This is a genomic window from Spirulina subsalsa CS-330 (genome assembly GCF_028330765.1).
GTDB lineage: Bacteria > Cyanobacteriota > Cyanobacteriia > Cyanobacteriales > Spirulinaceae > Spirulina > Spirulina subsalsa_A.
In genome coordinates, this window is the sequence record NZ_JAQMTY010000175.1 from 1 (window position 1) to 25,856 (window position 25,856).

Genomic DNA, 25,856 nt, shown 5'->3' on the forward strand with positions numbered 1-25,856 from the left:
GGAGGAGTTGCGGGTGTTGGAGGTGGCGGCGCTGGAGGATTGGGGGAAGGTGCGCCCGGCGATTTTTGGGAATATTTTTGAATCAGCGATCGATGTGGGGGAGCGTCACGCCCACGGGATTCACTACACCTCGGAGGCGGATATTATGAAGATTGTTCGCCCGACGATTTCGCGCTATTGGGAGGAGCGGATCGAAGGGGCGAATACGATTGAGGAGTTAACGATTTTACAGGAGGAGTTACGGAATTATCGGGTGCTTGATCCGGCTTGTGGGTCGGGGAATTTCCTTTATTTGGCGTATCAGGAGTTAAAGCAAATTGAGCAGGATTTGCTGGATAAGATTGCGGAGCGGCGGCGGTCAAATACGGGACAAAGGCAGATCGGTTTTGTGACTCCGTTACAGTTTTTTGGAATTGACAATAATCGGTTTGCGGTGGAGTTGGCGCGGGTGACGTTGATGATTGCGCGAAAGGTGGCGATCGATCGATTGGATTTGCTTGAGTCGGCGTTACCGTTGGATACGTTGGATCAAAATATTGTTTGTAAGGATGCGTTATTTACGGAATGGCCGAAAGCAGATGCGATCATTGGAAATCCGCCGTTTTTGGGTGGCTATCGAATGCGAAAAGAATTAGGTGATAAGTACGCAGACAAAATCTTCTCTAAATTTGATGATGTTATAGATCAAGTAGATATTTGTAGCTATTGGTTTCGACTTGCTCATAGCCATCTAGAGCAAAAAGGTAGGGGGGGTCTAGTTGGCACTAACACAGTTAGTCAAGGTAAAACACGTATTGCTGGTCTTGACTATATTACGCAAAATGGAGCTTTAATTCACGAAGCTGTCTCAACACAGCCTTGGTCTGGAGATGCTAATGTACACGTTAGTATTGTTAACTGGTGTTATAGTAAAAGTAATAGTAATTTCCTAGATAACCAAAAAGTAAAACATATTAATTCTGCTTTGAAGTCAAGTCAAGATGTATCACAAGCCAAACGATTAAAAGCCAATTCCAACCATTGTTTTCAAGGGATTATGCCCGGAGGCAAAGATTTCTTGATCACAGAAGAGACAGCATTAAGTTGGATCAGCAGTGATGCAAGAAACCAAAATATACTAAGGCTTTTCTTGGATGGTTCAAACCTTGCCAAAGTTCCCAATGGCAAACCCAATAGATGGATCATAGATTTTGATGATTTATCCATTGAAGAAGCTAGTCAATATAAACTACCATTTAAGCACATACGAGAAAATGTGAAGCCTATCAGAGATAAAAATCGTCGTGAAACCCGCAGAATCAATTGGTGGAAGTTTGGTGAAAATGCACCTAAAATGCGGTGCTCTATTTTTGAGCTTCCTCACTATTTTGCTGTTCCGGAAACGTCAAAATGGTTTATTTTTTTAGTTTGTTACCCGGACTCAATACCAGGTAAAGCAACAAAGCCTGTTGCATCTGATGATTTTTATGTTTTGGGAATTTTAACGTCTAAGACTCATCGGGTTTGGGTCAAAGCGCAAAGCTCAACCCTAAAAGGTGATACTCGTTACACCCACAACACTTGTTTTGAAACCTTCCCATTTCCGCAAACTCCAACGCCGAAAATTGTTGAGAAAATTCGAGCGACGGCCACAGCATTGCATGAGTATCGCAGCGAGCAAATGGAGCGCAAACAATGGGGAATCACCAAACTCTATAACGCCTACTTTGATGAACCCGCCAGCCAACTGTATAAACTCCATCAACAACTCGATAAACTCGTTCTCCAAGCCTACGGATTTAAGCCCAACGATGACCTCCTCGAAAAACTGTTAACCCTGAATCTTGAACTTGCCGCCAAAGAAGAAGCCGGGGAAACTGTGATCGGCCCTTGGGCCCCCCAGTAAGCGGACGGGCGGGAAGCCCATCCCACAAAATTAATTTTTGGACAATCAAAATCAGGGTTGTGCTTGGGGGATGGGTTGGATCGGGCGGGCGAGAGATGGCGATCGCACTCCTGGCAACCCGGCTAAAATTCGCTCCAACATTGGGCTAATTTTCGCCACCTGTTCGGCGCGAATAATCATGTCCCACAGCGGTTCAAACTTTTTCCAGCCTCCCGCATAGAAGAGATGGCGGGCGCGATGCTCCCAGGTGGGTTTTTGCCAAGCCCCTTGGAAAATTGCCGACCAACGATAAAACTGCTGGTACGATCGCCAATACAACGATTCCAACGCTGCCGCATCGATACGGGCCGGTTGAAACACCACATGGCGCGTGTCGTAATCCGGCCAATGGTGATGGAGGAGGCGGCCTTGGGCGGCCATGCGATCGTAAAGAGCCGTGCCGGGATAGGGGGTGAGGATGTGAAAGGTAGCAGTTTCGATGCCCTGGCTGACGGCCCATTCCACAGTGCGATCGCCCACAGACGGATCATCCTCATCCATGCCATAGACAAAACTCCCGTTAATCATCACCCCAAACTCATGGAGGCGACGGATTGCAGCGGTGTAGTCCCGGTTGAGATTGTGATATTTATGCTGCTCCCGTAGATTGGCTTCGTTGAGGGTTTCAAAGCCCACAAATAAACTCCGCAGCCCACTTTCCACCGCTTTTTCTAGCAAACCGGGTTTTAAAATGGCGTGAACGGTTCCCGCCGCCTGCCACACCCGATTCATGCCCCGCATCCCTTCAAATAAGCTCTCGGCAAATTGAGCATTACCAAAGAGATGATCATCTAAGAAAAAGAGATGTCGCCCCGGTAACCGCTCAATTTCCGCCAAGGCTTCGTCCACCGCTTGGGTGTAGAAGGATTTGCCCCCCTGATAGAACGCACCTTTATAACAAAAGTCGCAATGGTGGGGACAGCCCCGCGAGACGACGATGGAATTGGGCACGAGATAGCGATCGCGCTGAATCAGGTCGCGGCGAATCGGCGGCACACCAAGGAGCGATCGCACCGTGGAACCATAGACCGGCTGCACCGTCCCACCGTGCCAATCTGCCCAAAACTGCGGCCAGGTATCCTCACCGGGGCCGAGGAAAATCGTATCAGCGTGCTGGGCGGCTTCCTCCGGTAAGGCTGTGACATGGAGACCCCCTAAACACACATAGGCCCCCTGTGCTCGGTAGTGATCTGCGAGTTCATAGGCTCGGTAAGCGGAGGTGACATAGACCTGAATCACGACGAGATCCGGGTCATCATCCAAGGTCAAGGGTTGCACATGCTCATCCTGAAGCTCGATCTCGGCATCGTCGGGGCAGAAGGATGCGATCGTTGCTAACCCCAAGGGCGGAAAGAGGGAATATTTAATCGGTCGCCAATGGGGGCTGAGGGCTTCGGTGAGCGCCGGGAGAATCATCTTGATACGCATGGCAAGGGTAAAAAATACAGTATTCACCCACCCTCACCCCCAGGAAATTCGATTCCATCTAGTGCCCCATCAAGAATTATTGCGAGATACTACAGCGTGTTCATCCTCACCGAAGTTGCGAGTCTGGCTCTGGCAGGAGTGAGCCAGAGGCTCACACTACCATGACGGTAAATCTTCTGTAGTGCGAGCTTCTAGCTCGCTGCCCTCGTTCAGATTCGGCATTAGTGAGCCAGAGGCTCCCTAGGTGAGCCACTCTAGCGCGATCGCACTTTCCATCGTCGTCGTCACGGGTTGGGGTGGGGGGAGTTGGCTGGGGGTGATTTGGCCGGTGATCGGGGCGGTGAATTGGGGGTCAGCACTGGCGCAGAGGGGGATATGGCGATCGCTCACTAATAACCCCTGGGTGGGATCATAGCCGCGCCAGCCTGCACCGGGGAGATAGACCTCAATCCAGGCGTGGAGGTCGCGATCGCTTTGGTCGCGATCGCCCTCCTGATAGCCGCTGACAAATCGCGCCGGTATTCCCACACTGCGGCACACCTCCATAAACAGCACCGCCCAATCCCGACAAGACCCCTGACGGCGGCGCAGCGTCACCCCCGGCAGCCAAGGCGCACCGCTGTCCCGATAGATATAGTCCCAATCGGTGTAAAGGCATTGGTTGAGGCGGTTGAGGAAGTCGAGGGTATTGCCCTGGCTGTCGCTGTGGAGGTCTTGGGCGAGGGCGATCGCCCCCGGATCGAAACTCGCTTGCACCGGCTGGAGGTAGGGGGTGAGTTGGGCGGCGAGGCTGTGGGGATAGTCCCAGGGAAGGGTCATCACCCAGGGATCGAGGAGGTAGTTAAAGGGGTTGGATTGCAGGGTTTCGACGGTCATCACCGCTGTGATCGTCAGGGTGGGCGTGGGGTCGTGAAACCAGATCTTGGTGAGGGTGTTGCCGTCGAGGTCGGTGAATTGCGATCGCCCCACGGGTTCCGGCGTGACTTGCAATTCCCACTGCTCTAGCCGTTGTCTCGCGTCTCCGTGAGGATAAAGGCGGATCAGATGGGGTTTAAGGATGATGCGATCGCTGTAGCGGTAGGTGGTTTCGTGGCGGATATGATAGCGCATAATCCTAAACTATAGTGTCTCAAACCAAGGATAAAACCGAGGGCTGAGCGATGAGCGAAGTCGTTCGCGCAGCGTTTCCGGAGGAGATAGCCGGGCCGCTTACCCTATCCCTAACAGGAGGCTTCGCCAACGACTCCGCTCAGGGTGCGTGTCAAGTGCGCTCTAAAGCACTAGGCGCTCGGTTGCAATCCTGACCCCACCGGAGCGGTGGCGTTGAGTTTCAATTCTGGGTGATCCGCCACAATTTGTTGCATATTCCACTCATTTTTAAACAGCAACACCGGCCGCCCCCACAGATCTTTCACCACCATCGTATTAAACAGCCGCCCCGCCTTTTCCAACGCTTCCCAGCCCCCCGTCACCCACCGCGCCACACTGTAGCCCAAGGGTTCGAGGCGTGTTTCTACGTTGTATTCATTGGTCAGCCGGAACTGTACCACCTCAAATTGCAGTTGCCCCACCGCTGCGAGGATTGGGTCGCGTTTGAATTCATCGGCGGCGTGCATGATTTGGATCGCGCCTTCTTCTTGGAGTTCACTGATCCCTTTGTGGAATTGTTTGAATTTGGAGGGGTTGGGGTTTTTCAGGTAGGCGAAGAGTTCCGGGGAGAAACAGGGGATGCCTTCGTATTCCAGTTTTTTCCCTTGATAAATCGTGTCGCCGATCGCAAACACCCCCGGATTATTTAAGCCAATCACATCCCCCGGATAGGCCACATCGAGGGATTCGCGGCCCTGGGCAAAGAGTTTTTGGGGGCGCGACAGGCGCACGGTTTTGCCGGTGCGGGCATGGCTGACGGTCATGTCTTTTTCAAATTTGCCGGTACAGACGCGAATGAAGGCGACGCGATCGCGGTGTTTCGGGTCCATATTGGCTTGCAGTTTGAAGACAAAGCCGGTGAAGTCGGGATAGGTGGGATCAATTTCGCCCTTGGAGGAGTTGCGCCCCTCCGGTTTGAGGGCGTAATCGAGGAACGATTCGAGAAACAGTTGCACGCCGAAATTGGTCATCGCACTGCCGAAAAACACCGGGGTCATTGTGCCCGCGTGGATCTGTTCAAGGTCAAAATCCGGGGCGATTTCGTCGAGAATTTCGAGGGTTTCTTGTAGGCTTTCGTACAGATCCGGGTCAAGCAGATCCACCAGGCGGGGATCATCAAGATTCATCGTGGTATCCGTGGCGGCTTTGCTGCCGTGGGCCTGCCGTTCAAAGAGGTGAATTTTTTGTTGACGACGATCAAACACGCCTTTGAAGCGATCGCCGCTCCCAATCGGAAAATTCACCGCATAGGTTTGCAGCCCCAATTCCTGCTCAATTTCATCGAGTAATTCCAACGGATCACGACCGGGGCGATCCATCTTATTGACAAAGGTGAAAATGGGGAGCGATCGCAACTTGCACACTTCAAATAATTTACGGGTCTGAGGCTCCAACCCCTTCGCCGCATCAATGAGCATCACCGCATTGTCCGCCGCCGCCAAGGTGCGATAGGTATCTTCACTAAAATCCTGGTGGCCCGGCGTATCGAGCAAATTAATCTGATAGTTGCTGTAACTAAACTGCAATACCGTCGAGGTAATCGAAATCCCCCGCTGCTGCTCCATTTCCATCCAGTCCGATGTCACTTTGCGCTGGGCCCGCCGTGCTTTCACTGACCCCGCCTCGTGAATCGCTCCCCCGTAGAGCAGGAGTTTTTCGGTGAGGGTGGTTTTCCCCGCGTCCGGGTGGGAAATAATTGCAAAGTTGCGCCGACAATCAACGGCTTGCTGGAGTTCGGGATCGAGTTCAGGCATGGGGTGAGGAAATGAATGGAGGCGATGCAGGCAGTTAATTGTGGTGGGCAATGCCCACTCTATAGACCTGGTGAGAGGAACAAGGGGCTTAAGCCCCTTGCCTATCTTTTCGAGCTAGATCAATCCGATACCGCGAAAGGCTTTGTATGAACCGATCGCAATCACCGTGAACACTGCCAAAATACCGAAATAGACCACAACTGCCATGGGGGGTTCTCCTGCAAAATGAATTACACTAAAAGGCCTGTATTTTAAACCGTTTTACGTATTGTACCCGTTCCTATGACCGCAGTTCTTCGTGTTGATCTTCCTGAAAATGCCTACGATATTGCGATCGCACCCGGTTCCCTCCCGGAGATCGGCACGGCTCTCACCCCCTTAGGACTCGGTCACAAAATTCTCCTCGTTTCCAATCGCATCGTTAACCAATACTACGGCGACACCGTGCGCGAGTCCCTTACCGCCGCCGGATTCGAGGTGATCACCCATTTAATCCCTGTGGGGGAACGCTACAAAACCCTCAACTCGATCCAAAAAATCTACGACACGGCCCTAGAGCATCGCTTGGAACGCAATTCCACCTTCCTCGCCCTCGGTGGCGGCGTGATTGGGGATATGACGGGGTTTGCGGCGGCGACCTGGTTACGGGGTGTGAACTTTGTGCAAGTGCCAACGACGCTGCTGGCGATGGTGGATGCGTCGGTGGGGGGCAAAACGGGGGTGAATCATCCACGGGGTAAAAACCTGATCGGCGCGTTCTATCAGCCCAAACTGGTCTACATCGATCCCACTGTTTTAGACACCCTGCCCCCCCGTGAGTTTCGGGCGGGGATGGCGGAGGTGATTAAATATGGGGTGATTTGGGATGCGGATCTGTTCGCGCAACTGGAAGCGGCGGAACACCTCGATGCGGTTCAGACGATCGATCCGGCGCTGTTAGAGACGATTTTGGTGCGATCGTGCCAGGCGAAGGCGGATGTGGTGCGCCAGGATGAACGGGAAGGGGGGCTGCGGGCGATTCTGAACTATGGTCATACCCTCGGCCATGCGGTGGAAAGTTTGACGGGGTATAAGGTGATCAACCACGGGGAAGGGGTGGCGATCGGGATGGTGGCGGCGGGTCAGTTGGGAGTCGAGCTTAATCTCTGGGATCGCGCTTTGTCCCAACGTCAGGATGCTCTGATTATGAAAACGGGGTTACCGACGACGATTCCGGATTTTTTAGCGATCGCAGACCTCGTCAACATTCTCCAAAACGACAAAAAAGTCCAAGCCGGCAAAGTCCGGTTCATTCTCCCCACCGCGATCGGAGCCGTCACCATCACCGACCAAGTCCCCACCGCCACCCTCAAAACGGTGATCAAAGCCTGTCAATCCGCCATGCCCTAATCCTTTATAATTAAGCCTGCCTGGATGCTGGCTGCCCCTGTACGACATTCATTAAGGTTCGCATAATGACAGACAAGACAATCGCCCAATCCGTAGAATCTGAACGCATTGTTCCCCACATTGACACCAGTTCTCTGCCCCTCACCAAAGAAGAAGGGCTGATGCTCTACGAGGATATGGTGCTGGGTCGCCTATTCGAGGACAAATGTGCAGAGATGTATTATCGCGGCAGAATGTTCGGCTTCGTCCACCTCTACAACGGACAGGAAGCCGTTTCTACGGGGGTAATCCGGGCGATGCGTCGGGATGAAGACTATGTATCGAGTACCTACCGCGACCACGTCCATGCCCTCAGCGCGGGGGTTCCGGCGCGGGAAGTGATGGCGGAACTGTTCGGGAAAGCGACGGGATGCAGCAAAGGCCGGGGCGGTTCAATGCATATGTTTTCCGCTGAACATCGTTTACTGGGCGGCTATGCCTTCGTCGCCGAAGGAATTCCGGTGGCCACCGGGGCCGCGTTCCAATCGAAATATCGCCGCGAAATGATGAACGACCCCAACGCCGATCAGGTGACGGCCTGTTTCTTTGGGGATGGGGCGAGTAATAACGGGCAGTTTTTTGAATGTTTGAATATGGCGGCCCTGTGGAAGTTGCCGATTCTTTATGTGGTGGAAAATAACAAATGGGCGATCGGCATGGCCCACGATCGCGCCACCTCCCAACCGGAAATCTACAAAAAAGCCAGTGTCTTCAACATGACCGGCGTGGAAGTGGACGGCATGGATGTGCTCGCCGTGCGCAAAGTCGCCCTCGAAGCCGTGGAGCGGGCCCGCGCTGGGGAAGGCCCCACCCTGATCGAAGCCCTCACCTACCGCTTCCGGGGTCACTCCCTCGCTGACCCGGACGAACTCCGTGCCGCCCAAGAGAAAGAATTTTGGTTCTCCCGTGACCCGATCAAACGTTTGGCGAAAGATTTAGAAGCGCGGGGCCTCGCAACAGCGGCGGAACTCGAAGCGATCGATGCCAAGGTACAAGCTGAAATTGATGATGCGGTCGAATTCGCCGAAAACAGCCCTGAACCCGACCCCAGCGAACTGCGTCGCTACATTTTCGCCGAAGACTAACGAACTCGGCACAATTCAAGATTGGGCAATTAAAGGGGCTACGGCCCCTTTTGCGTCGGGCGATTCTTAGCCTTGGTCTTCACGAGTTTACGAAACTTAAGTTATGTTTATTAATTGAAACGGCAACCTTCAGACCGTGTATCCATTCACCCAGGGAATGGCTGAGTTAAAGGTTGCCGCTTTTCGCCCCTACTGAATTCAATAGACTTGTGACCAACCCGTCCGCCCCTTCTTCTTTTGCGCAGCGATCGCTTGTCATCGTGGTCACCCTTGTGAGTGTGATTCTCTTGGGAGTTGGGCTGTACTTATTTCAAGGGAGAGATCCCTATCTGCAAAGTGTGTTGCCCTTAAGCGGTGACCCGGAGCGCGGCCATGCCATCTTTGAAATTAATTGCGCAGGCTGTCACGGCATCTACGCCACTGGCGATGTGGGGCCGAGTTTAGAAAACCTATCCCGCCACAAGTCCGATCGCATGATCATCCATCAAGTGATTAGCGGCGAAACGCCCCCCATGCCGAAATTTCAACCCAAACCCCAGGACATGGCCGATCTCCTCAGCTATCTCAAACGCTTGTAACGATTCAGGATTAACAGGGCCGAGAGTTTGGAGCGATCGCGGCCTTGCCCACGGTTGGATCACATTCCCCTCAAGCTGCTCGTTTACTGGGTGGGATTTGTGGGGGGTGTGGGGGCGGCGGCGTTGGCTTTGCGTTCGCTGTAGCGATCGGTGAGGTGATCCACTTGATCCCGCAACAGCAGGGTAAAGCGATACAGTTCCTCCATCACATCAACGACGCGATCGCGATAGGCCGATTCTTTCATCGTGCCGTCTTCATGGAACTCTTGATAAGCCTTCGCCACCGAGGACTGATTCGGAATCGTGAACATCCGCATCCACCGCCCCAACAGCCGCATCGTATTCACCGCATTAAACGACTGCGACCCCCCCGACACCTGCATCACCGCCAACGTGCGCCCCTGAGTCGGACGAATCGCCCCCAAACTCAACGGAATCCAATCAAGCTGCGTTTTCATCAACCCCGAAATATTGCCATGGAGTTCCGGACTTGACCACACCTGTCCTTCTGACCAGAGGGACAGTTCCCGCAATTCCTGTACCTTCGGATGGGTCTCTGGTTCTGCGCCATGGAGCGGTAACCCCCTCGGATTAAAAAATTTCACCTCTGCGCCAAATCCTGCCATAATCCGGGCCGCTTCTTCAGCCAGCAGGCGACTGTAGGAGCGTTCTCGCAGGGAGCCGTAGAGGAACAGAATACGGGGTTGATGCTCAAAGCCTGTGCTCATGGTTGATACCTTGATTGTGTGGGTTTCGTGCCTTATGGTACAGCCCTTGGGGGTTTGCCACACCCTCGCAACGGGGCGAAAAGCGTTAGGCTAAGTGAGGAATTTTCATGCAATCTTTTTCTCAATTCTCCATGCTGAATGAATTAGCGCAGTCTCCTTTTGTCCAGTACCTTCATACTCCGTTTCTGCTGCTGATCCTCGTCATTTTAGAAGCTGTGCTCTCGGCAGATAATGCGGTGGCGCTGGCTTCCATTGCCCAAGGCTTAGACAGTCCCCAAGTGCAGCGACGAGCGCTCAATATTGGCTTGCTGGGGGCCTATGTGTTGCGAATGACGCTGATTGTGACGGCGACCTGGGTGCAGCAGTTTTGGCAGTTTGAATTGATCGGGGCGCTTTACTTGCTCTGGTTAGTGTGGCGTTACTATCGGGCGGCAGAAACCGACGATCGCACCTCCCATGGTTTTACGTTTGCGTCCCTCTGGCAGGCGATCCCGGTGATTGCTTTGACGGATTTGGCGTTTTCTCTCGATAGTGTGACGACGGCGATCGCTGTTTCGGATCAAACCTGGCTGATTATTACCGGGGGAACCTTGGGGGTGATTGCCCTGCGGTTTTTAACCGAGTTATTTTTACGGTGGTTGCGGGAATACCCCCGCCTGGAAGAAGCGGGCTATCTAACCGTGGCGATGGTGGGGACGCGGTTATTGATGCGGGTCATGGTTCCGGGCTTTAATCTGCCGGAGTGGTTCATGGTGATTGCGATCGCTGCTATTTTTACCTGGGGATTTTCCCGCAAATCTGATATTCGCTATCAAGATTGAACCACCATCACCCGCACCCTTTCCCCTGCGGCGATGCATGTCACCCCCACCGGCACGATCGCTAACCCCGTGGTTTCCGCCAAATTCATCAAATTGCCTGAACTGTGACTGCCCCCCGCCAGGGCGAAGGTTCCGTGGCCCTGTTGCCAGGTGAATTTACCCCAGAGGTAGGTTTCCCGCTGTCCCCCAGCCCTTAACTCCTGTTCAGTGACCGCCGTGGCAAACAGGGGCGTGAACGGCCCCCGCTGCCCGGAACATTTCCGCAAGGCTGGGGCAATGAACCGCCAACAACTCACCAATGCTGAAACGGGATTACCGGGAATGCCGAAATAGAGACAGCCGGGAAACGTGGCCACGGTGAGGGGTTTGCCCGGCTTCACCGCGACGCTCTGAATGTGAATTTCGCCGCCTAATTCCGTCAGAAGTTGATCAATAAAGTCATAATCCCCGACGGAAACGCCCCCCGTGGAAAGGACGATATCCGCTTGGGCGATCGCACTTTGGATCGTTGCGCGGAGTTGCTGGGGGTCATCGGGCACAATCCCCAAGGGGAGGGGAATCGCGCCCTGTTGGGAGACAAAGGCGGCGAGGGCGTATTGATTAGAATCGACAATTTGACCGGGTTGCAGGATGCCGTCGGGGGGGACGAGTTCATTGCCGGTGGAGAAAATGGCCACCTTGGGACGACGATAGACCGTGAGTTTTGCGGCTTGGGCCGTGGCCAAAACGGCGATTTCTGCCGGGCCGATGGGGGTTCCGGGGGTTAAGAGGGCATCCCCCCGCTGGCAAAATTCCCCTTGGTGACGGACAAAGGCTTGGGGGCGAGGGGCGGTGTGGAGGGTGACGCGATCGCCGTCCCTGGTGGCTTCTTCTTGGATGGCGATCGTGTCGGCTCCCTCCGGTAGCATCGCCCCGGTAAAAATTCGCGCCGCTTGTCCTGGTTCAAGGTGTTGCTGGGGCTGCACCCCCGCCGGGATCTCTTCCACCACCGTCAGCGTCACCGGAGCCGTCACCACATCCGCCGCCCGCACCGCATAACCATCCATCGCCGAATTATCCCAATGGGGAAAATCCACGTTGCTGGTGACGGATTGGGCCAAGATGCGCCCGGTGGCGGTCATCAGGGAAATGGTCTCCATTTCTGCGATCGGCTGCACGAGGTCTAAAATCTGCGCTTCGGCCTGGTCAACGGCAATCATCACCATAGTTTCACACTACACCAATCCTTCGAGTTCTAAATCTTCGATCATCTGCAAACCACGGGGATCGCCCACTTTCAACAGGGCGGCTTTGGCATCTTCGGTCACGCCCATGTCTTGATCTTCCACGAGGGATTCTAAGAGGGCATCGATCGCGGTGGCATAGACCACATTGGAGGGCAGTTCGCGGCAGAGTTGCCCGATCGCCCAGGCGCAATTACTACGCACGGCGGGAATTGCATCGCGGTGGAGGGATTGAATCAGGGGGGGCAGGGCGGTGATGATGTCGTTGTAGTCGAGGTGGGCGATCTGGGCGAGGCCACTGGCGGCCCAGAGGCGGACGGCGGGGATGTCGGTTTTGAGGGCATGGAGGAGGGGTTGGACGGCGCGGCGATCGCGACAATTCCCCAAGGCCCACACAATCCCTTTGCGCACGTAGCCATTAAAATCGCCGTAATATTGCCGGATCAGGGGTTCTACCGCCGCTTCGGACGGATTGCGCCCCAACCCATAGGCCACACTCACCCGCACCAACGGACAGACATCCGTTAACAGCCGAATCAGGTGGGGAATGGCGCGGGGATCTCGAATTTCACTAAAGGCGCGGGCAGCGATGATCCGTTGGGCATTGTCCTCTGCGGTCAACAACGCCAACATGGCCTCTGGATCAGGAGGAGCGATCGCCGGAACGTGATCCAATTCATCCAAAGGATCATCAAGTTCGCTCTCAAAATTCAGGAGGCTCAATTCGTCGTCGTTCATCGGGGTTACATCTGGGTTCACGGAACATCAACCGGACTGTTCTGGGGAATTGCCTTCAGCATCAGTACAGATTGGGGTTGATAGCCAAGACGATTATACAAAGATAAAGCGGCCTGATTTTCTGCAAATACCTGTAAGCCAATTTTGCGATAGCCCTCTTGGGCTGCCCAGGCTTGGGCTAAATCCATCAATGCCGTACCAATGCCGCGCCGTCGATGGGCTGGCACGACGTAAAGTAAAAAAATGTGAACGTAGCGATCGCCGCTCACCTGTTCGACCGCATGGCCCCACCAAATGCAGCCGATTCGCTCCCGGCCATGGATGACCCACCGCAGCGGCGTTTTGGCGCTGAGGTAGTAGTCCAGGGTGGGGACAAGGTGATCAAACTGGTGTTGGTGGGGGAAGATTTCACGATAGGCGGCGAGCAAGGTGTCAATTAAGGCCAGGCGATCGCCCACCGTGCCCACCTGCCACTGATACCCCATCGGCAGATTCACCCCTGGGGATTAGACTCCGACGGCATGATCCATTGGGGCGCATTGGGGGCATCTTCGGCGGAAACCGGCGCGGGGGCCATCATGTCCGAGGGCAGCCAAATCCGCGCACTCACCGCCACCAATGCCACCACAAAAATCAGCACCACCAGCAACGGTGCAATGACTTGACGTAAAAAAGCGACCATAAAAAAACCTGAATAGCGAGGATGGTATCAAGAGAAAAACCGTTCTTAGTGTATCGTTTCGCTGGGATCAGCGGGCGGGCGATCGCACCCCAAAATAGGTCAACACCAGCGGCTCCGTCCCCGTATTGCGCACCTCATGGCGTTCCTGGGGTTCCACCAGCACACAAACCCCCGGCTCCAGGCGATGCACCTGCTCCTCAATCACAATCTCCCCCCAGCCCGACTCGACAAAAAACACCTCCGCCATATCCCCATGGGCATGGCTCGGCGCAATTTGACCGGGGGGAAATGTGGCTTGGGCAAATTGGATCACGGGTTCGGCCTCCCCTGGGGCCAGCAATACCGTTTTCGCGATCGCGCCATTGTGGGACACTGAAGTCGCAACTTGGCGATGTAAACTCGTATATTTCACCGTCTTTTCTCCCTCCCTCTCATCCTGATCAAGTCTAGATGCGTTTCAGAACAGCTTTGGCTAGGATAGAACCAATTGAGCAGATGGGTGAGTTGCTAAAACGTAACGAATCGTAACTATTTCGCCAATGGAGCATAGATCAATATGGGCTTGTTTGGACGTCAGCTAATTGACATTATCGAATGGTTAGACAACACCAACGACACCATTGCCTACCGCTTTGAACGGTCAGATAATGAAATTAAACAAGGGGCAAAATTAATCGTTCGTCCCGGTCAAAAAGCCGTCTTTGTCAACGAGGGATTTGTGGCCGATGAGTTCACCGAAGGAACCTATGAACTCTACACCCGCAACCTCCCGATTCTCACCAGTTTAAAAAGTTGGAAATATGGCTTTGAATCCCCGTTCAAAGCGGAAGTTTATTTCTTCAGTACCCGTATTTTTTCTGACTTGAAATGGGGCACATCTAACCCGATCATGATCCGGGACAGTGAAATGGGCCCGGTGCGGATTAGGGCCTTTGGTTCCTACAGCATTCGCGTCAGCGATCCACGCTTTTTGTTAGAGCAAGTGATTGGCACCGATGGACTCTTTCAAGTCCATGAAATTAGCAATCATTTGCGTAATGTGATTGTTCCTTCCGTCACGAGTTGGGTGGCCAGTTCCGGGATCGCCCTACTGGATTTTGCCGCCAACTATCGACAGATGGGCGACCAGGTGAAGGCGGCTGTCCAAAACGACTTTACGCCGTTGGGGGTGGAGATTGCGCAGTTAACGATTGAGAATATTTCCCTGCCGAAAAATGTTGAAGAGGCCCTGGATAAACGGTCTTCGATGGGCATTTTGGGGGATATGCAGCAATATACCCAATACCAAACGGCGGAAGCGATCGAAAACTTTTCCCAACAACCCGGCGGCAGCAATCCCGGCATGGGGATGGGGATGGGGATGGCGATGGGGCAACAGATGGCCAACGCCATGCAACCCCAGGCTGCACCGGCTGCACCGCCACCGCCCCCCACGGCTAACCAGTGGTATATGTCCAAAAACGGCCAGCAGATCGGCCCGGCAGCCCCGCACCAGTTGGCCCAACAAGGTTTAACCCCGGAAACGTTGGTGTGGTGTCAAGGGATGCCCAGTTGGCAACCGGCGGCCCAGGTTCCAACGTTGGCGAGTTTGCTGCCGCCGCCGCCGATGCCCTCGGCTGCACCACCGCCGCCGCCCATGGCCGATGCACCACCGCCACCCCCGACGGATGAAACACCGGAATGGTATATATTCCGCAGCGGCGAGCGGACGGGGCCATTTACCAAAGCCCAATTGGTGGAGCAGGGGGTGACGGGGCGGACGAATGTGTGGCGCAGCGGCCAAGGGGATTGGCAACGGGCGCGGGAGATTCCTGATTTGGCGGATCTGATTACGGATTGACGGGGCGAATTATTGCCGCTCAGGGTGCGATCGCTAATCCTCAGACCCAGACCACGCGGGCCGAAGAAGTGCGATCGCACCGTGATTCAACCCTTGACAATCCTAACCCCCTTCAACATCAACAGTTAGGACAATCAGAGACTCTAGAACAAGGGGCTTAAGCCCCTTGCCTGCCCTTAACGAACTTGTCCCATTACCCGTATTTCATGATCAGCCAGACCACGATCGCCGCCCCGATCAAGCCCGCGATCGCCAACAGCGTCACCTTCCACACACTGTAGGGATGATCTCCTTGGACTTCCCCGGTGATCGCATTGATCAACACCTGAAACTGCTTGTTGTTGTAGCGATAGGCCGTCAACCACACCGGCAGCAAAATATGCTTAAACGTCACGCGATCGTACTGGGTTGAAACCGAATGCACCCGCTGATCATCGCCGCCAATATCCCGTTCCACATCGCGGCGAATCTGCGCATCCATCACTCCCTTGGCAAGCTGAAACCCCTCCTCTAAACTGACCTGGGGCCGCTGGGCCTCAAACCCCGCCAAAAACGACGCATTATAGGGCTGCAATGATCCCGGCAATCCCCAGGGTTCCAAGGCATCGAGGCGTTGACGCTCCACCGCCGTACTCGCGGCCACCAACACATCATCAAAAAACCGCGACACATGACCCCGCGCCGGATACCAGCGGGTATGGCGCACCTGTCGCGTTTTGGTGACGGATTTACCCTCGGAGTCTGTGGTTTGGTAGGTTTCGGTGGTGTAGTAATATTCGCCCCGTTCGCCTCGGTAGCGGCTGGCGGTGTCGGCATCATAGGTCCAAAACGGCAGGTACATGCCTTGCAGTTGTTCCCCTTGGGCGAGTTTGGTGAGGTTATTGGGGGCGAGCCATTGGGCTTTGAGCCACTGTTTAAACTGCTTGAGGGCTTCGCGTCGCCCGATGCTGAAGGGAACCACGCCCTGGGGCGCGATCACGGGGTTAGCAGTATGGGCTTGGGCAACGATCGCAGCGGCACAAAAGGGACAAGTCCCCGCCGTTTGGGGTGGTTCAAAGGTAATCGCCGCGCCGCAGTTGTCGCAGTCCACCTCTAGGGCCGTTTGCGAGAGGGTGCTCAGTTGGGATGCCTCGACGGTGAAGCGTTGGCGGTGGGCATTGTAGTCCTGTTCCGCGATCGCTGCCGTGTTGCCCTCTGGAATCGCATCTTCCCAACCGCAATATTGACATTGCAACTGGGCCACATCCGGGCTGAAGGCTAAGTCTGCGCCACATTGGGGACAGGGAAAGCGTTTAATCTCATCAGTCATAGCAACGGCGTGAGGGGAGAGAATAGGGGACTCTTTTCGAGTGTAGGTGAATCTAATCCGGGTGGCGATGTCCTCAGCGTTTTCCCAAAGTTTCCTAAAATAACGGGAGCACAGAACCAGGAGTTGACCATGAGTGAAGCGATCGCATTTTTAGGACTAGGGGTGATGGGCGGCTATATGGCGGCCAACCTCGCGAAACAGGGCTACAGTGTCACAGGCTGGAATCGCACCCCTGAGCGACCGGGAAGTGCGATCGCCGCCGCCGCTGGCGTTGCGATCGCCGCAACGCTTCAGGACGCGGTACAAAATACCCCTGTAATCATTTCCTGTCTCGGCGATATTCCCGATGTCGAAGCCGTCCTCGTCGGCGAAGTCACCCAATTCGCCCCCGCCAACGCCCTGATCATCGACATGAGCACCATCGGCTCAAACGGAGCCCGCGACATCGGCGCAAAACTCGCCGCCCAGGGGTTCCGCTTCCTCGATGCACCCGTATCCGGCGGGGATGTGGGGGCGAAAAATGCCAAGTTGACGATCATGGTGGGGGGCGATGCGGCGGATTTTGAGCAAGCCCAACCCTACTTTGCCGCCATGGGCCAAGCCGTCACCCACTGCGGCGGCGTGGGCAACGGCCAAGCCGTGAAAATGTGCAATCAAATCCTTGGCGCGATGAACCTCGTCGGAGTCTGTGAAGCGATGCTCCTGGCCGAAACCCAAGGCATTGACCCCCAGTTAATTGTCGATGTCTGCAATCGTGGCGCATCGGCATCTTGGACGTTGGAAAATCTGGGGATGAAAGTGGCCGAGGGTGATTTTGATCCCGGCTTCATGGTGAAACACATCCTCAAAGACTTGCGCTTAGTGCAGGAAATCGCCGCCGGAGGTTCGCAAGAGTTGCCGGGAACCCAATACGCCGATCGCCTCTTTAAGGAAGTCGAAGCCCTCGGTGGCGCAGAACAAGGAACCCAAGCCATGATCCGCGCCTATCGAGAAAGTTAACCCGCAGGCCTAGGGCAGCGTCGATACCAAGAATCAGGATGTTTGTAGGGTGCTGTTAGCGAAGCGTAACGCACCGTCACGTTGAGCGTTGGACATTCAATACAATCCGAATATTAAGCCTTGACTCTGTACTAGGGCTAATGCGATCGCGCCCACCCCTCAGTCACGCACCGGGCTTAAAACGAAAACGTGGTGCGTAAACCCGCAATCACAATCGGATCGCTCCCGGCGTTATGCCCCGAATTCAACAACACAATCACGCCAGGGGTGAGGGTAATATGGCGAGACAATTGCCAGCGATAGAAGGCTTCGAGGTGATAGGTGCTGTCTCGCCGCCCGCCATTGGTGTTTGTTTGTAAATTCCCCTCATAAATGCTCGGTAAATTCCCCGTTAACACCCCATTCACGGTTAAATTGCTCTCGGTAATCCGAGGCGGAACGCCAAAGAAAATCCCGCCGTAATTCCCCTGACCCAAGAGATCGGGAAATTGCAGCGATACCATCCAGTTATTCGTTTGCACCGATCCGGCATAATTGACCTGGCGCGAGGTGGTGAACCCCACCCAACCGCCCAAGGTGACACCCTCGGTAATGGCCCAGTTGGCCGTTGCGCCAAAGGCATCGGTATTAAATCGCGCTGCCGTGAATGAAGAAATATCACTATCGCCGACCCCGGTTTGTAGTCGTCCGGCGTTGGAGCCGGAATAGGAATGGAGATAATACAGGGCGAGATCAATCCTGTTGGTGGGGGTGAGGAAAGCTTGCACCCCGGCGACGTAGCTATCGTTGAAAAGACCCGCCGGGGCTGCATTAGCGAAGGGGACGGCATACACCCCTTGGAGGCTAATGGTGCGGGAGGGTTGCCAGTCGAAGCCGATCCCGGCGGTGGGTGCGCCGATTTGTTTGATCGGGTTGCGTTGGGCGAAGCGGGAGAGGGGGCCAAATCCGGCACTTTCGACCCGTGAGGGGCCTCGGAAGACGTTAACGGGGTTCACGCCTGCGGGGCCAACAATCATGGCGAGGTTATCGGTGAGCAGTTGACGGTAGCTGACATCACTGAGGATCAGGTCATTGTTGGTGTTGGATTCGTAGCCGAGGCGGGTGAAATTGTTATTGAGCAGCCCAAAGTTGCTGGTGAAGTCGCTGGTGTTGAGGTTGCCCGCTTGCAGTCCGGTGAGGAGGAAGCTACGGGGATTAAATTGGGTGAGTAGGGTCAGTTGGGCGTTGTAGCCGAAGCTAATTTCGTCGTTGGGATCGCGGGTGTCGGGGTTGCCGTCTCTGCCAAAGGTTCCGTCGGCTTTTTGGGCATCGGCGCTGTTCCCAAAGCGGCTTTGGAGTCCCATCACGACTTGGCCGTAGAGTTTGGTGGTGGTGGAAAATTGATTATCGCTGAGGAAATCAACGCGGCTTTCGAGGGTGTCGATTTGGCTGTCGAGGGTGGCGAGTTCGGTTTGAAATTCCTCCATGAGACGGCGCAGGGTTTCGAGGTCGTCACGGGTGGCGCGATCGCTGTTTTCCGCGAGCAGGGTTTCGAGGGTTTGGGCGCAGGCATTGAGTCCGGCGGCGAATTCGTAGCGGTTGAGGGGGCGTTGCCCTTGGAATGTGCCGTTGGGGTAGCCTTGGATGCAGTTGTAGCGTTGGATCAGGTCGTTCACGGCGGCATAGGCCCAATCGCTGGGATCAACATCCCTCAATTGATTCACCCCGGTTACTTGGCCCATGGTGTCGGGGCTGAGGAGGTCGGCGAGGGTCGGGGCGGTTTGGGCAGGGGCGGGGGTTGCTAGGGCGAGGGTGATGGCGACGGTTAGGGGAATCGGGTTAAGGGATGGGTTCACGGGGGCAAAATATTTTTTGAGTTTCGGAATATTGGGTAGGGACGCAATGCTTGCACCCATTGGGGTTGGTGGTTTCCCGTTAGGTCAAGGTATGGCGCGTTGGTCGGAGCAGAGGGCGGATGCAATCCGCCCCTACGGATTACGAGGAACTGTAGGGGCGCAATGTTTGCGCCCTTGATGGTTTTACGAAACCGGGTTATTGATACAAACCGGGTGTCCAGGTGGGGATGATGCGGGTATGTACGCCGTTGGGTCGGAATTGTTGGGGTTGTTGCCCCTGGGAACGCAACAGGCTTTGTCCTGGCCCGCCGGGTTCGGTGAGGGGTTCGGGGATAGTGAAGGTGGTGGCGGTGAGTTGGGGGATTTCTACGGTTGACGGTGTTGGGGTGGATGTTGTTGCGGTGGGTGTGGTTGGTGGCGTGACGGTTGGTGGCGTGACGGTTGGTGGCGTGACGGTTGGTGGCGTGACGGGGGCTTCAAAGGAGAACCCGGTGAGGGTGTTGGGCGTGTTCAGGGTGATTGTGCCGCCCGTAATGTTTTTGGAAACGTTGCCAGGAGTAAGCCAAGCTGAATCTACCGTGAGATTGAGGTTGCCAGCAAATGGGGTTGATGTGCCGTTCACATAAGCGTTGCCCGTAAACTCATTATTACCAGGATTACCAGTGACATTGCCGAAAGATTGAAACTCCGTTGATACGAACATAGCGAAGGCCCTATTATTGGTCTCTCCTGCGGCAAATGGCCCGGTATAAACGCCATAGGGGGTGATGAGTGTTCCAGTGGGATTTCGTATCAAATCAGGAAGTATATAATTGCCAGAAACACTTCCTCCGGTTACATTGATCGTAACTTGCGCTTCGCTGGGTGCAGAGTTGGTTAATATTGAAACCAAAGCAAGACCAGCAGAAAGAGAAAAAGCGACACATTGAGTTGAAAAGAGTGGCTTCATTTTTTTAATGGTGTTGAAATTTCTAATGTGAGCAGTAAGGCGAAAAAACCCAAAAAAGATTGTGGATGTGGATAACACTGAACCCGTAACAATGATGAGTCTAGCATCTCAAAGATTGGTATACAAAAAACTATGATGATTAAGATTCATGCTCTATTCAATGATTTGGAGAGCCGAACAAACCTTCGTAATACTCCGTCTCGTACCGGAATAAAACGTAGAAACATCAGTCCTGGCACCGTAAATTTTTTCGTTTTGACTTGAGTATTTCTGTTTCCAAAAATCACCAATATGTCCCTCTAAGCTAGAGAAGCAACACATAAAATATACTTGTTTGGCAATATCGGCTTTTATGCCTAGGAGTATTTTAGCTGCATTTTCTCTAGTGATCTCTTTGCCTTGATTATTAACTAGATTGGTATGTTTTTTGCCTCCATGAGCAAATAGAATCACATGATCATTTTGTGTGCATTCATAATTTTGATCTTCTTGATGAAGAATTTGTATGCTATTGATTTTTTGATTGATTGTTCCTTTGATAGTACTACATATTTCAGGTTTATTGAATTCCAACCACATCGCCTTTGCGTCCTTATCAAGGTCGCATTCTTCATCTTTTGGGAACGGGATTACAATCACAAGGTTACTCGGATTTAAAGCTTGCATGGGTTTAGAAACCTCCAAAAAAGAAACAACAACAAAAGAGCCGGATGAGCCAAACGCTCACCCGGCCAAAGCCAGAATCAAACCCTAAATACTCTCCGACTAAAAAATAGTCGCCGCCGACCGTCGCCCCACCCCTTAAATCGAGGGCAAAACCTACCCCCCCCCCTACAGCCATCAGGGTTTCAGCCAACGCCCCCACCCACCCCAACGGCAACACAGGAGCGGAAAGAAACACAAATTTCCGGCAATCGGAGAATATTAACACGGGAAATTAAAGTAATAGATCGAGAAACTCTAAATACGAATATAGTCATCCTAAAAACCCCCGTCAAGAAAAAGTGATCACAATCACACCACCACAGGACAGCGATCGCCCCTTGGGGTTTGGGTTCCATGTCGGACTCTGTAGATGCGATCGCCTAGGGTGAGGTCAGAGAGGAGCGATCGCCTCCCCACCAGCTTTGATACATTAAGGGTAAACCAACCTGACAATCCCATGATGCCCTCCCTACCCATTGCCTACGAAGAAATCATCAACTTTTTTGCGGCTGGCCCCAGTCCCCAGCACATCATTAATTTCCAGCCGTCAGCAACCGTCCAAGATCGTGTTGCTGACCTCATCTTCCAAGAAAAGACCACCGGACTCAGCAACAACGAGAAATCTGAACTCGACCACTATCTACTGCTAGAACACATTCTCCGCCTCACCAAAGCCCGTGCCTATGACCATTTGCCCGATGCCCCAAACAGCAACGTAGCAGCCGAGGACAATTTAACGGAATCATGACCAGTCGTCCGTACCTCTCTGAATCAACGCGCCGCTTAGTGAGTGAGCGGGCGATGAATCGCTGTGAATACTGTCTCATCAGTGAGAAAGACACCATTTTAGGCTGCGCGATCGACCACATTATTAGTCTCAAGCATGGAGGCTCCAATGAACCAGAAAATCTTGCCTATGCATGTGTCTTTTGTAATCGGTACAAAGGTAGTGATGTGGGTTCAGTGATTTTGGAAACCAAAGAATTTGTGCGATTTTACAATCCGAGAAACGATAATTGGACTGATCATTTTCAGCTTAATGATGCAACGATTATTGCTAAAACATCAGTGGGTGAGGTAACAGCACGAATTTTGGGTTTCAATGATGAACGTCGTATCGTCGAACGGCAACTATTAATTTTAAAGGGAAGATACGCAGTACCCTAACTATCTAATCACAACCCATCCGGATCAACCCCCAACTCCCGCAACTTCGCCCGCAAAGCCTCCTTCTGCTGCCGCTCCTGCTGCACTTGTGCCTCAGCTTGCTCTGCTCGAATTCGCTCCTGTTCCGCCCGCTGCCGCTCCTGCTGCGCCTGCGCTTCAGCCTGTTCCGCCCGTTCATACTCCCGCTCTCGTGGCAACAAAACCAACTGCTCATTTGGGAAATAGAACCGTAACCAATCCGTTGTTTCCTGCAAAATTGGGCCGTACCATGTGCCAAGCCACAACCCTAAAGACTCGCACCAAAGCCACCCTTGATCATTGGGCTGCAACGCTACATATTGACCATTTTGAAGTGCCCAACCTTGTAATGATCGCGAATCAAACGGGTCAAACACAAAATAATGACTGGTACTAAAACGTTGCTCGTAAATCTCTTTCTTCGCCGTTAGGTCAACAGTTGCCGTCGAAGGTGACATTAACTCCACAATCACATCGGGATATTTGCCATCTTCCTCCCAAATGACCCAACCCTGACGCTCTTTTTTACCGTCCACATTGAGCGCTACAAAAAAATCAGGGCCACGAAAATCGCGGTTTTTAATCTGCGCCAAGCTGTAATAGACAAACATATTACCCCCCGCATAAAAATCTTCACGGGGTTTCAGGGCAGCATAAACCGAGTCGATGAGTACATTCATCGCAAGACGGTGACGATTACTTTCCAAGGGGACTCCATCATCAAAAATGAGATCAGTGGGGGGTAACTCCGGAACCCAGACCTCTGGCGTGTTGAGGTTGTTTGCGGTCGTTGGGGGAGTCATAGGCAACACCATAGTTATTGTGTTCTAGCCAATATTGTATAGCGCACCCCAAAGCATTGGGCAGAGCGTCGGGGTGAACTATTTTTCGTACCTACGGGGTGATGATTTGAAGTGTTTCCAAACTTGGATCGCTGAGGCCGGTGAGTTGGCCGCCGAGGGTTTTGATCTGGTGCAGTGTTGCGATCGCACCCTCCGTCACTTCCTCCCCTGGCATTAACACGGGAATCCCCGGCGGATAGGGGCAAATCAACTCACCGCAGGGTTGACCGATGGCGGTGGCGATCGCAACGGATGCCGTGGGGGCAAAACTGGCGGCGCGGGGTGAGAGGAGGATCGGCGGTAACGGTGGCGTGAGGGTTGGCAACGGGGGCAACGGTTCGCGGGGCGGGAGTTGCGCCATGGCCGCAACGAGGCAATCCACATCGGCAACGGTGTTGCCGAGGCTGAGGATAAAGGTGAGATGGCGGGCGAGGGGAAGTTCTGCCGTTACGCCTTGGGTAGTGTGGAGCCAGTCATCAACGGCGAACCCGTCCCAACCGAGGCGATCCACAAACAGCGTTAACCGGGTGCGATCGCTCTGCCAAAACCCCGGCAGGGCAGGATCAGGCATGGTTAAAACGTCCAAATGAGGGATGGGTGCGAGATGGGCATGGGCGCGATCGCTGAGGGCGAGGGTTTGGCCCATTAAGTCGGTTCCCTGATCGGACATTTGGGCGCGGGCGGCATCGAGGGAGGCGAGGAGGAGATAGCTGGGGCTGGTGGTTTGGATGAGGGCGAGGCAGCGATTGAGACGAGTCCAGGGGATGCGATCGCCCTGGCCGTGAAGCATCGAGGCTTGGGTTAACGCCCCTAGGACTTTGTGGGTGGATTGCACCGTCAGATCTGCGCCCAAACTGAGGGCCGACGGCGGTAAATCGGGGTGAAAGCCAAAATGGGGGCCGTGGGCTTCATCGACGATTAACGGCACACCGTGGGCATGGGTGAGGGATGCGATCGCCCCCAAATCCCCACAGACCCCTTGATAGGTGGGATACACAACCAACACCCCCCGCGCATCGGGATGTTCCTGCAACGCTTGCGCCACAGCTTCCGGCGTGATTCCATAACTCAAATCCCGCGCTCCATCGTAGGGCGGATTGAGAAACACCGGCATCGCACCGGAGAGGATTAACCCCGAAATCACCGACCGATGCACCGTGCGCGGCAGGATGATTTTGTCGCCTTCTCCGCAAATTGCCAACATTGCCGCGATCAAACCGCCGCTCGACCCATTCACCAAAAACCACGTCCGCTCTGCCCCAAAGGTTGCCGCCGCGAGGTCTTGGGCCGCCTCAATTACACCCTCTGGCGCAAACAAATTATCCAACTCCGGCAACTCCGGCAAGTCACAGGCCGCCGCCTGTTGCAACAGTGCCGCCATCGCCGCCGAAAAGCCTCGCCCCCGCTTGTGACCCGGTGCATAAAAGGGGGCGTGTTCCCGTTGGGCGGCGGCGATCAGTTGGGTTAACAGTGGTAAATCGGGGCTGGATCGGGTCATAATATGGCGTGCGAAAAAGGGGGGCGATCGCGTGTGATGCGAGTGCATCCCAGTTATGCAATCCCTCACCCAACCCTCTCCCTCAGGAGACGACTTTTGGCTCCTTTCTCCTGCGGGAGAAGGGCTGGGGATGAGGGTGCTCCCTGGCGAGCCATGGGAATCTGCAAAAGTGGGATGCACCCTGTGATGCGCATGACGGGCGGCGATCCTATCCCTCTGCACCCTTCAAACATTTTCAACAGAACCAATGGATGATTATACGTTGCTGATCGACCTCCATCAAAGCGGCGATCGTCAAGGGCCGGGCAGTGCTGCCGCCACTGAAATGGCCCTCAATCTTGCCCAATTAGACCCCGCCACACCGCTAAAAATTGCCGATTTGGGATGTGGAACCGGGGCTTCAACGCTGGTGTTAGCACAACAGTTAAATGCTCAGATTACGGCGGTGGATTTCCTGCCGGAATTTTTAGAGATTCTCGAACAGCACGCACAGCAGCAAGGCATTGCCGAAAAAATCACAACCCTGGCCGCTTCGATGGATGATTTGCCCTTTGAGGATGAGCAATTTGATGTGATTTGGTCAGAAGGTGCAATCTACAATATTGGGTTTGCCAATGGGGTTAACCAGTGGCGACGTTATCTGAAACCGGGCGGTATTTTGGTCGCTTCTGAACTGACCTGGATCACGGCATCGCGCCCCCGTGAACTCCAAGATCATTGGCAGGCGGAATATCCTGAAGTGGATGTGGCATCGGCAAAAATGAGCGTTTTAGAACAGCATGGCTATGCCCCAATTGGATATTTCATTTTGCCGGAATCTTCTTGGTTAGAGACCTATTATCACCCGATGGAAGATCGCTTTGATGACTTTTTAACGCGACATAATCACAGCAAGGCGGCAGCAGCGATCGTTGCCGCAGAACGGCACGAAATTGACCTATATAAAACCTATCGAGACTACATCAGTTATGGGGTCTATATTGCCCGTAAAATTGCGTAGCCGTTAAATCATTGATCGGGTGCATCCCAGTTGTGCAACCCCTCACCCAACCCTCTCCCGCAGGAGAGGGCTTTTGACTCCCTTCTCCTGCGGGAGAAGGGCTGGGGATGAGGGTTCTACCTGGCGAGCAATATGAATCTGCAAAAGTGGGATGCA

General features: G+C 54.0%; 29 protein-coding genes. 11 read left to right on the forward strand and 18 right to left on the reverse strand.

Translation table 11 applies throughout. The features are described 5' to 3' along the window. Positions 1-1,885: class I SAM-dependent DNA methyltransferase (locus PN477_RS12200; protein ID WP_272116145.1), on the forward strand; the 1,885-nt coding region annotated here is incomplete at its 5' end. 51 nt (positions 1,886-1,936) lie between these two features. Here PN477_RS12200 and PN477_RS12205 read toward each other — a convergent pair. From PN477_RS12205 to petL, 4 genes are all read right to left on the reverse strand, one after another. Next, entirely contained in the window at positions 1,937-3,352 is a 1,416-nt protein-coding gene (locus PN477_RS12205) for a B12-binding domain-containing radical SAM protein (protein WP_272147309.1), read from the reverse strand. A 240-nt stretch (positions 3,353-3,592) separates the two neighbouring features. Beyond that, on the reverse strand, positions 3,593-4,462 hold the full coding sequence (locus PN477_RS12210) for a transglutaminase family protein (protein ID WP_272116149.1): 870 nt from the start codon (positions 4,460-4,462) through the stop codon (positions 3,593-3,595). A 170-nt stretch (positions 4,463-4,632) separates the two neighbouring features. Next, the gene (gene prfC / locus PN477_RS12215) at positions 4,633-6,255 is read right to left on the reverse strand and encodes a peptide chain release factor 3 (RefSeq protein ID WP_272116152.1); all 1,623 of its coding nucleotides are present in this window, start codon (positions 6,253-6,255) and stop codon (positions 4,633-4,635) included. A 114-nt stretch (positions 6,256-6,369) separates the two neighbouring features. Beyond that, positions 6,370-6,462 carry a cytochrome b6-f complex subunit PetL gene (petL, locus tag PN477_RS21000; protein ID WP_439637893.1) on the reverse strand — a complete coding sequence of 31 codons (93 nt, stop codon included), beginning with the start codon at positions 6,460-6,462 and terminating at the stop codon, positions 6,370-6,372. Between the two features lie 75 nt (positions 6,463-6,537). Between petL and aroB the strand changes: the two genes are divergently transcribed. The 3 genes from aroB to PN477_RS12230 all read left to right on the forward strand — a co-directional run bounded on the left by aroB (position 6,538) and on the right by PN477_RS12230 (position 9,346). Then, positions 6,538-7,644, forward strand: coding sequence for a 3-dehydroquinate synthase (gene aroB, locus PN477_RS12220; protein ID WP_272116154.1), 1,107 nt, complete (start codon positions 6,538-6,540; stop codon positions 7,642-7,644). Positions 7,645-7,709: 65 nt separating this feature from the next. After that, positions 7,710-8,768 (forward strand): pyruvate dehydrogenase (acetyl-transferring) E1 component subunit alpha, encoded by a 1,059-nt coding sequence (gene pdhA / locus PN477_RS12225; protein ID WP_272116156.1) that lies wholly within the window; start codon positions 7,710-7,712, stop codon positions 8,766-8,768. Between the two features lie 209 nt (positions 8,769-8,977). Continuing rightward, positions 8,978-9,346 (forward strand): c-type cytochrome, encoded by a 369-nt coding sequence (locus tag PN477_RS12230; RefSeq protein ID WP_272116159.1) that lies wholly within the window; start codon positions 8,978-8,980, stop codon positions 9,344-9,346. An 83-nt stretch (positions 9,347-9,429) separates the two neighbouring features. Here PN477_RS12230 and arsH read toward each other — a convergent pair whose 3' ends face one another. Beyond that, a complete protein-coding gene (gene arsH, locus PN477_RS12235; RefSeq protein WP_272116161.1) occupies positions 9,430-10,074 on the reverse strand; it encodes an arsenical resistance protein ArsH in 645 nt (214 codons plus the stop codon). Positions 10,075-10,205: 131 nt separating this feature from the next. Here arsH and PN477_RS12240 point away from each other — a divergent pair, with 131 nt between their 5' ends. Then, positions 10,206-10,895, forward strand: coding sequence for a TerC family protein (locus tag PN477_RS12240; protein WP_417158802.1), 690 nt, complete (start codon positions 10,206-10,208; stop codon positions 10,893-10,895). Here PN477_RS12240 and PN477_RS12245 read toward each other — a convergent pair. The 5 genes from PN477_RS12245 to PN477_RS12265 form a co-directional block, all read right to left on the reverse strand. After that, positions 10,886-12,094, reverse strand: a complete 1,209-nt coding sequence (locus PN477_RS12245) for a molybdopterin molybdotransferase MoeA (protein ID WP_272116165.1) — start codon at positions 12,092-12,094, stop codon at positions 10,886-10,888. The genes PN477_RS12240 and PN477_RS12245 overlap by 10 nt on opposite strands. A gap of 15 nt (positions 12,095-12,109) precedes the next feature. Beyond that, positions 12,110-12,856: a HEAT repeat domain-containing protein gene (locus tag PN477_RS12250; RefSeq protein WP_072619626.1), complete on the reverse strand. Its 747-nt coding sequence runs from the start codon at positions 12,854-12,856 to the stop codon at positions 12,110-12,112. A 17-nt stretch (positions 12,857-12,873) separates the two neighbouring features. Next, entirely contained in the window at positions 12,874-13,341 is a 468-nt protein-coding gene (locus tag PN477_RS12255) for a GNAT family N-acetyltransferase (protein WP_272116169.1), read from the reverse strand. A gap of 8 nt (positions 13,342-13,349) precedes the next feature. Beyond that, positions 13,350-13,538, reverse strand: coding sequence for a hypothetical protein (locus PN477_RS12260; protein ID WP_272116171.1), 189 nt, complete (start codon positions 13,536-13,538; stop codon positions 13,350-13,352). A 67-nt stretch (positions 13,539-13,605) separates the two neighbouring features. Next, positions 13,606-13,950: a cupin domain-containing protein gene (locus PN477_RS12265; protein ID WP_272116172.1), complete on the reverse strand. Its 345-nt coding sequence runs from the start codon at positions 13,948-13,950 to the stop codon at positions 13,606-13,608. A 144-nt stretch (positions 13,951-14,094) separates the two neighbouring features. Here PN477_RS12265 and PN477_RS12270 point away from each other — a divergent pair, with 144 nt between their 5' ends. Next, a complete protein-coding gene (locus PN477_RS12270; RefSeq protein ID WP_272116173.1) occupies positions 14,095-15,378 on the forward strand; it encodes an SPFH domain-containing protein in 1,284 nt (427 codons plus the stop codon). Continuing rightward, positions 15,375-15,539: a hypothetical protein gene (locus PN477_RS12275; RefSeq protein WP_272116175.1), complete on the forward strand. Its 165-nt coding sequence runs from the start codon at positions 15,375-15,377 to the stop codon at positions 15,537-15,539. The genes PN477_RS12270 and PN477_RS12275 overlap by 4 nt, the downstream gene beginning before the upstream one ends. Positions 15,540-15,571: 32 nt before the next feature. Here the strand turns inward: PN477_RS12275 and PN477_RS12280 are convergent, their stop codons facing one another. Beyond that, positions 15,572-16,687 (reverse strand): TFIIB-type zinc ribbon-containing protein, encoded by a 1,116-nt coding sequence (locus PN477_RS12280; protein WP_272116177.1) that lies wholly within the window; start codon positions 16,685-16,687, stop codon positions 15,572-15,574. Between the two features lie 129 nt (positions 16,688-16,816). Here PN477_RS12280 and PN477_RS12285 point away from each other — a divergent pair, with 129 nt between their 5' ends. Then, entirely contained in the window at positions 16,817-17,686 is an 870-nt protein-coding gene (locus PN477_RS12285; RefSeq protein ID WP_272116197.1) for an NAD(P)-dependent oxidoreductase, read from the forward strand. A gap of 176 nt (positions 17,687-17,862) precedes the next feature. On the opposite strand, the gene PN477_RS12290 is transcribed toward PN477_RS12285, so the two are convergent. The 5 genes from PN477_RS12290 to PN477_RS12310 all read right to left on the reverse strand — a co-directional run bounded on the left by PN477_RS12290 (position 17,863) and on the right by PN477_RS12310 (position 21,634). Continuing rightward, a complete protein-coding gene (locus tag PN477_RS12290) occupies positions 17,863-19,581 on the reverse strand; it encodes an iron uptake porin (protein WP_272116179.1) in 1,719 nt (572 codons plus the stop codon). A gap of 136 nt (positions 19,582-19,717) precedes the next feature. Further along, entirely contained in the window at positions 19,718-20,224 is a 507-nt protein-coding gene (locus PN477_RS12295) for a hypothetical protein (RefSeq protein WP_272116181.1), read from the reverse strand. Positions 20,225-20,623: 399 nt separating this feature from the next. Next, positions 20,624-21,136, reverse strand: coding sequence for a hypothetical protein (locus tag PN477_RS12300; protein WP_272116182.1), 513 nt, complete (start codon positions 21,134-21,136; stop codon positions 20,624-20,626). Positions 21,137-21,140: 4 nt separating this feature from the next. Then, the gene (locus PN477_RS12305) at positions 21,141-21,371 is read right to left on the reverse strand and encodes a hypothetical protein (RefSeq protein WP_272116184.1); all 231 of its coding nucleotides are present in this window, start codon (positions 21,369-21,371) and stop codon (positions 21,141-21,143) included. A gap of 113 nt (positions 21,372-21,484) precedes the next feature. Beyond that, positions 21,485-21,634, reverse strand: a complete 150-nt coding sequence (locus PN477_RS12310; RefSeq protein ID WP_272116186.1) for a hypothetical protein — start codon at positions 21,632-21,634, stop codon at positions 21,485-21,487. Between PN477_RS12310 and PN477_RS12315 the strand changes: the two genes are divergently transcribed. After that, positions 21,633-21,923 (forward strand): hypothetical protein, encoded by a 291-nt coding sequence (locus PN477_RS12315; protein ID WP_272116188.1) that lies wholly within the window; start codon positions 21,633-21,635, stop codon positions 21,921-21,923. The genes PN477_RS12310 and PN477_RS12315 overlap by 2 nt on opposite strands. Beyond that, complete coding sequence (locus PN477_RS12320; protein WP_272116190.1) at positions 21,920-22,342, forward strand: HNH endonuclease; 423 nt, start codon at positions 21,920-21,922, stop codon at positions 22,340-22,342. Before PN477_RS12315 ends, PN477_RS12320 begins: the two co-directional genes overlap by 4 nt. 8 nt (positions 22,343-22,350) lie before the next feature. On the opposite strand, the gene PN477_RS12325 is transcribed toward PN477_RS12320, so the two are convergent. Further along, on the reverse strand, positions 22,351-23,163 hold the full coding sequence (locus PN477_RS12325; RefSeq protein WP_272116191.1) for a Uma2 family endonuclease: 813 nt from the start codon (positions 23,161-23,163) through the stop codon (positions 22,351-22,353). Between the two features lie 91 nt (positions 23,164-23,254). Then, on the reverse strand, positions 23,255-24,700 hold the full coding sequence (locus PN477_RS12330) for an aminotransferase class I/II-fold pyridoxal phosphate-dependent enzyme (RefSeq protein ID WP_272116193.1): 1,446 nt from the start codon (positions 24,698-24,700) through the stop codon (positions 23,255-23,257). Between the two features lie 247 nt (positions 24,701-24,947). Between PN477_RS12330 and PN477_RS12335 the strand changes: the two genes are divergently transcribed. Continuing rightward, positions 24,948-25,700, forward strand: coding sequence for a class I SAM-dependent methyltransferase (locus tag PN477_RS12335; protein ID WP_272116195.1), 753 nt, complete (start codon positions 24,948-24,950; stop codon positions 25,698-25,700). Positions 25,701-25,856 lie beyond the last annotated feature (156 nt).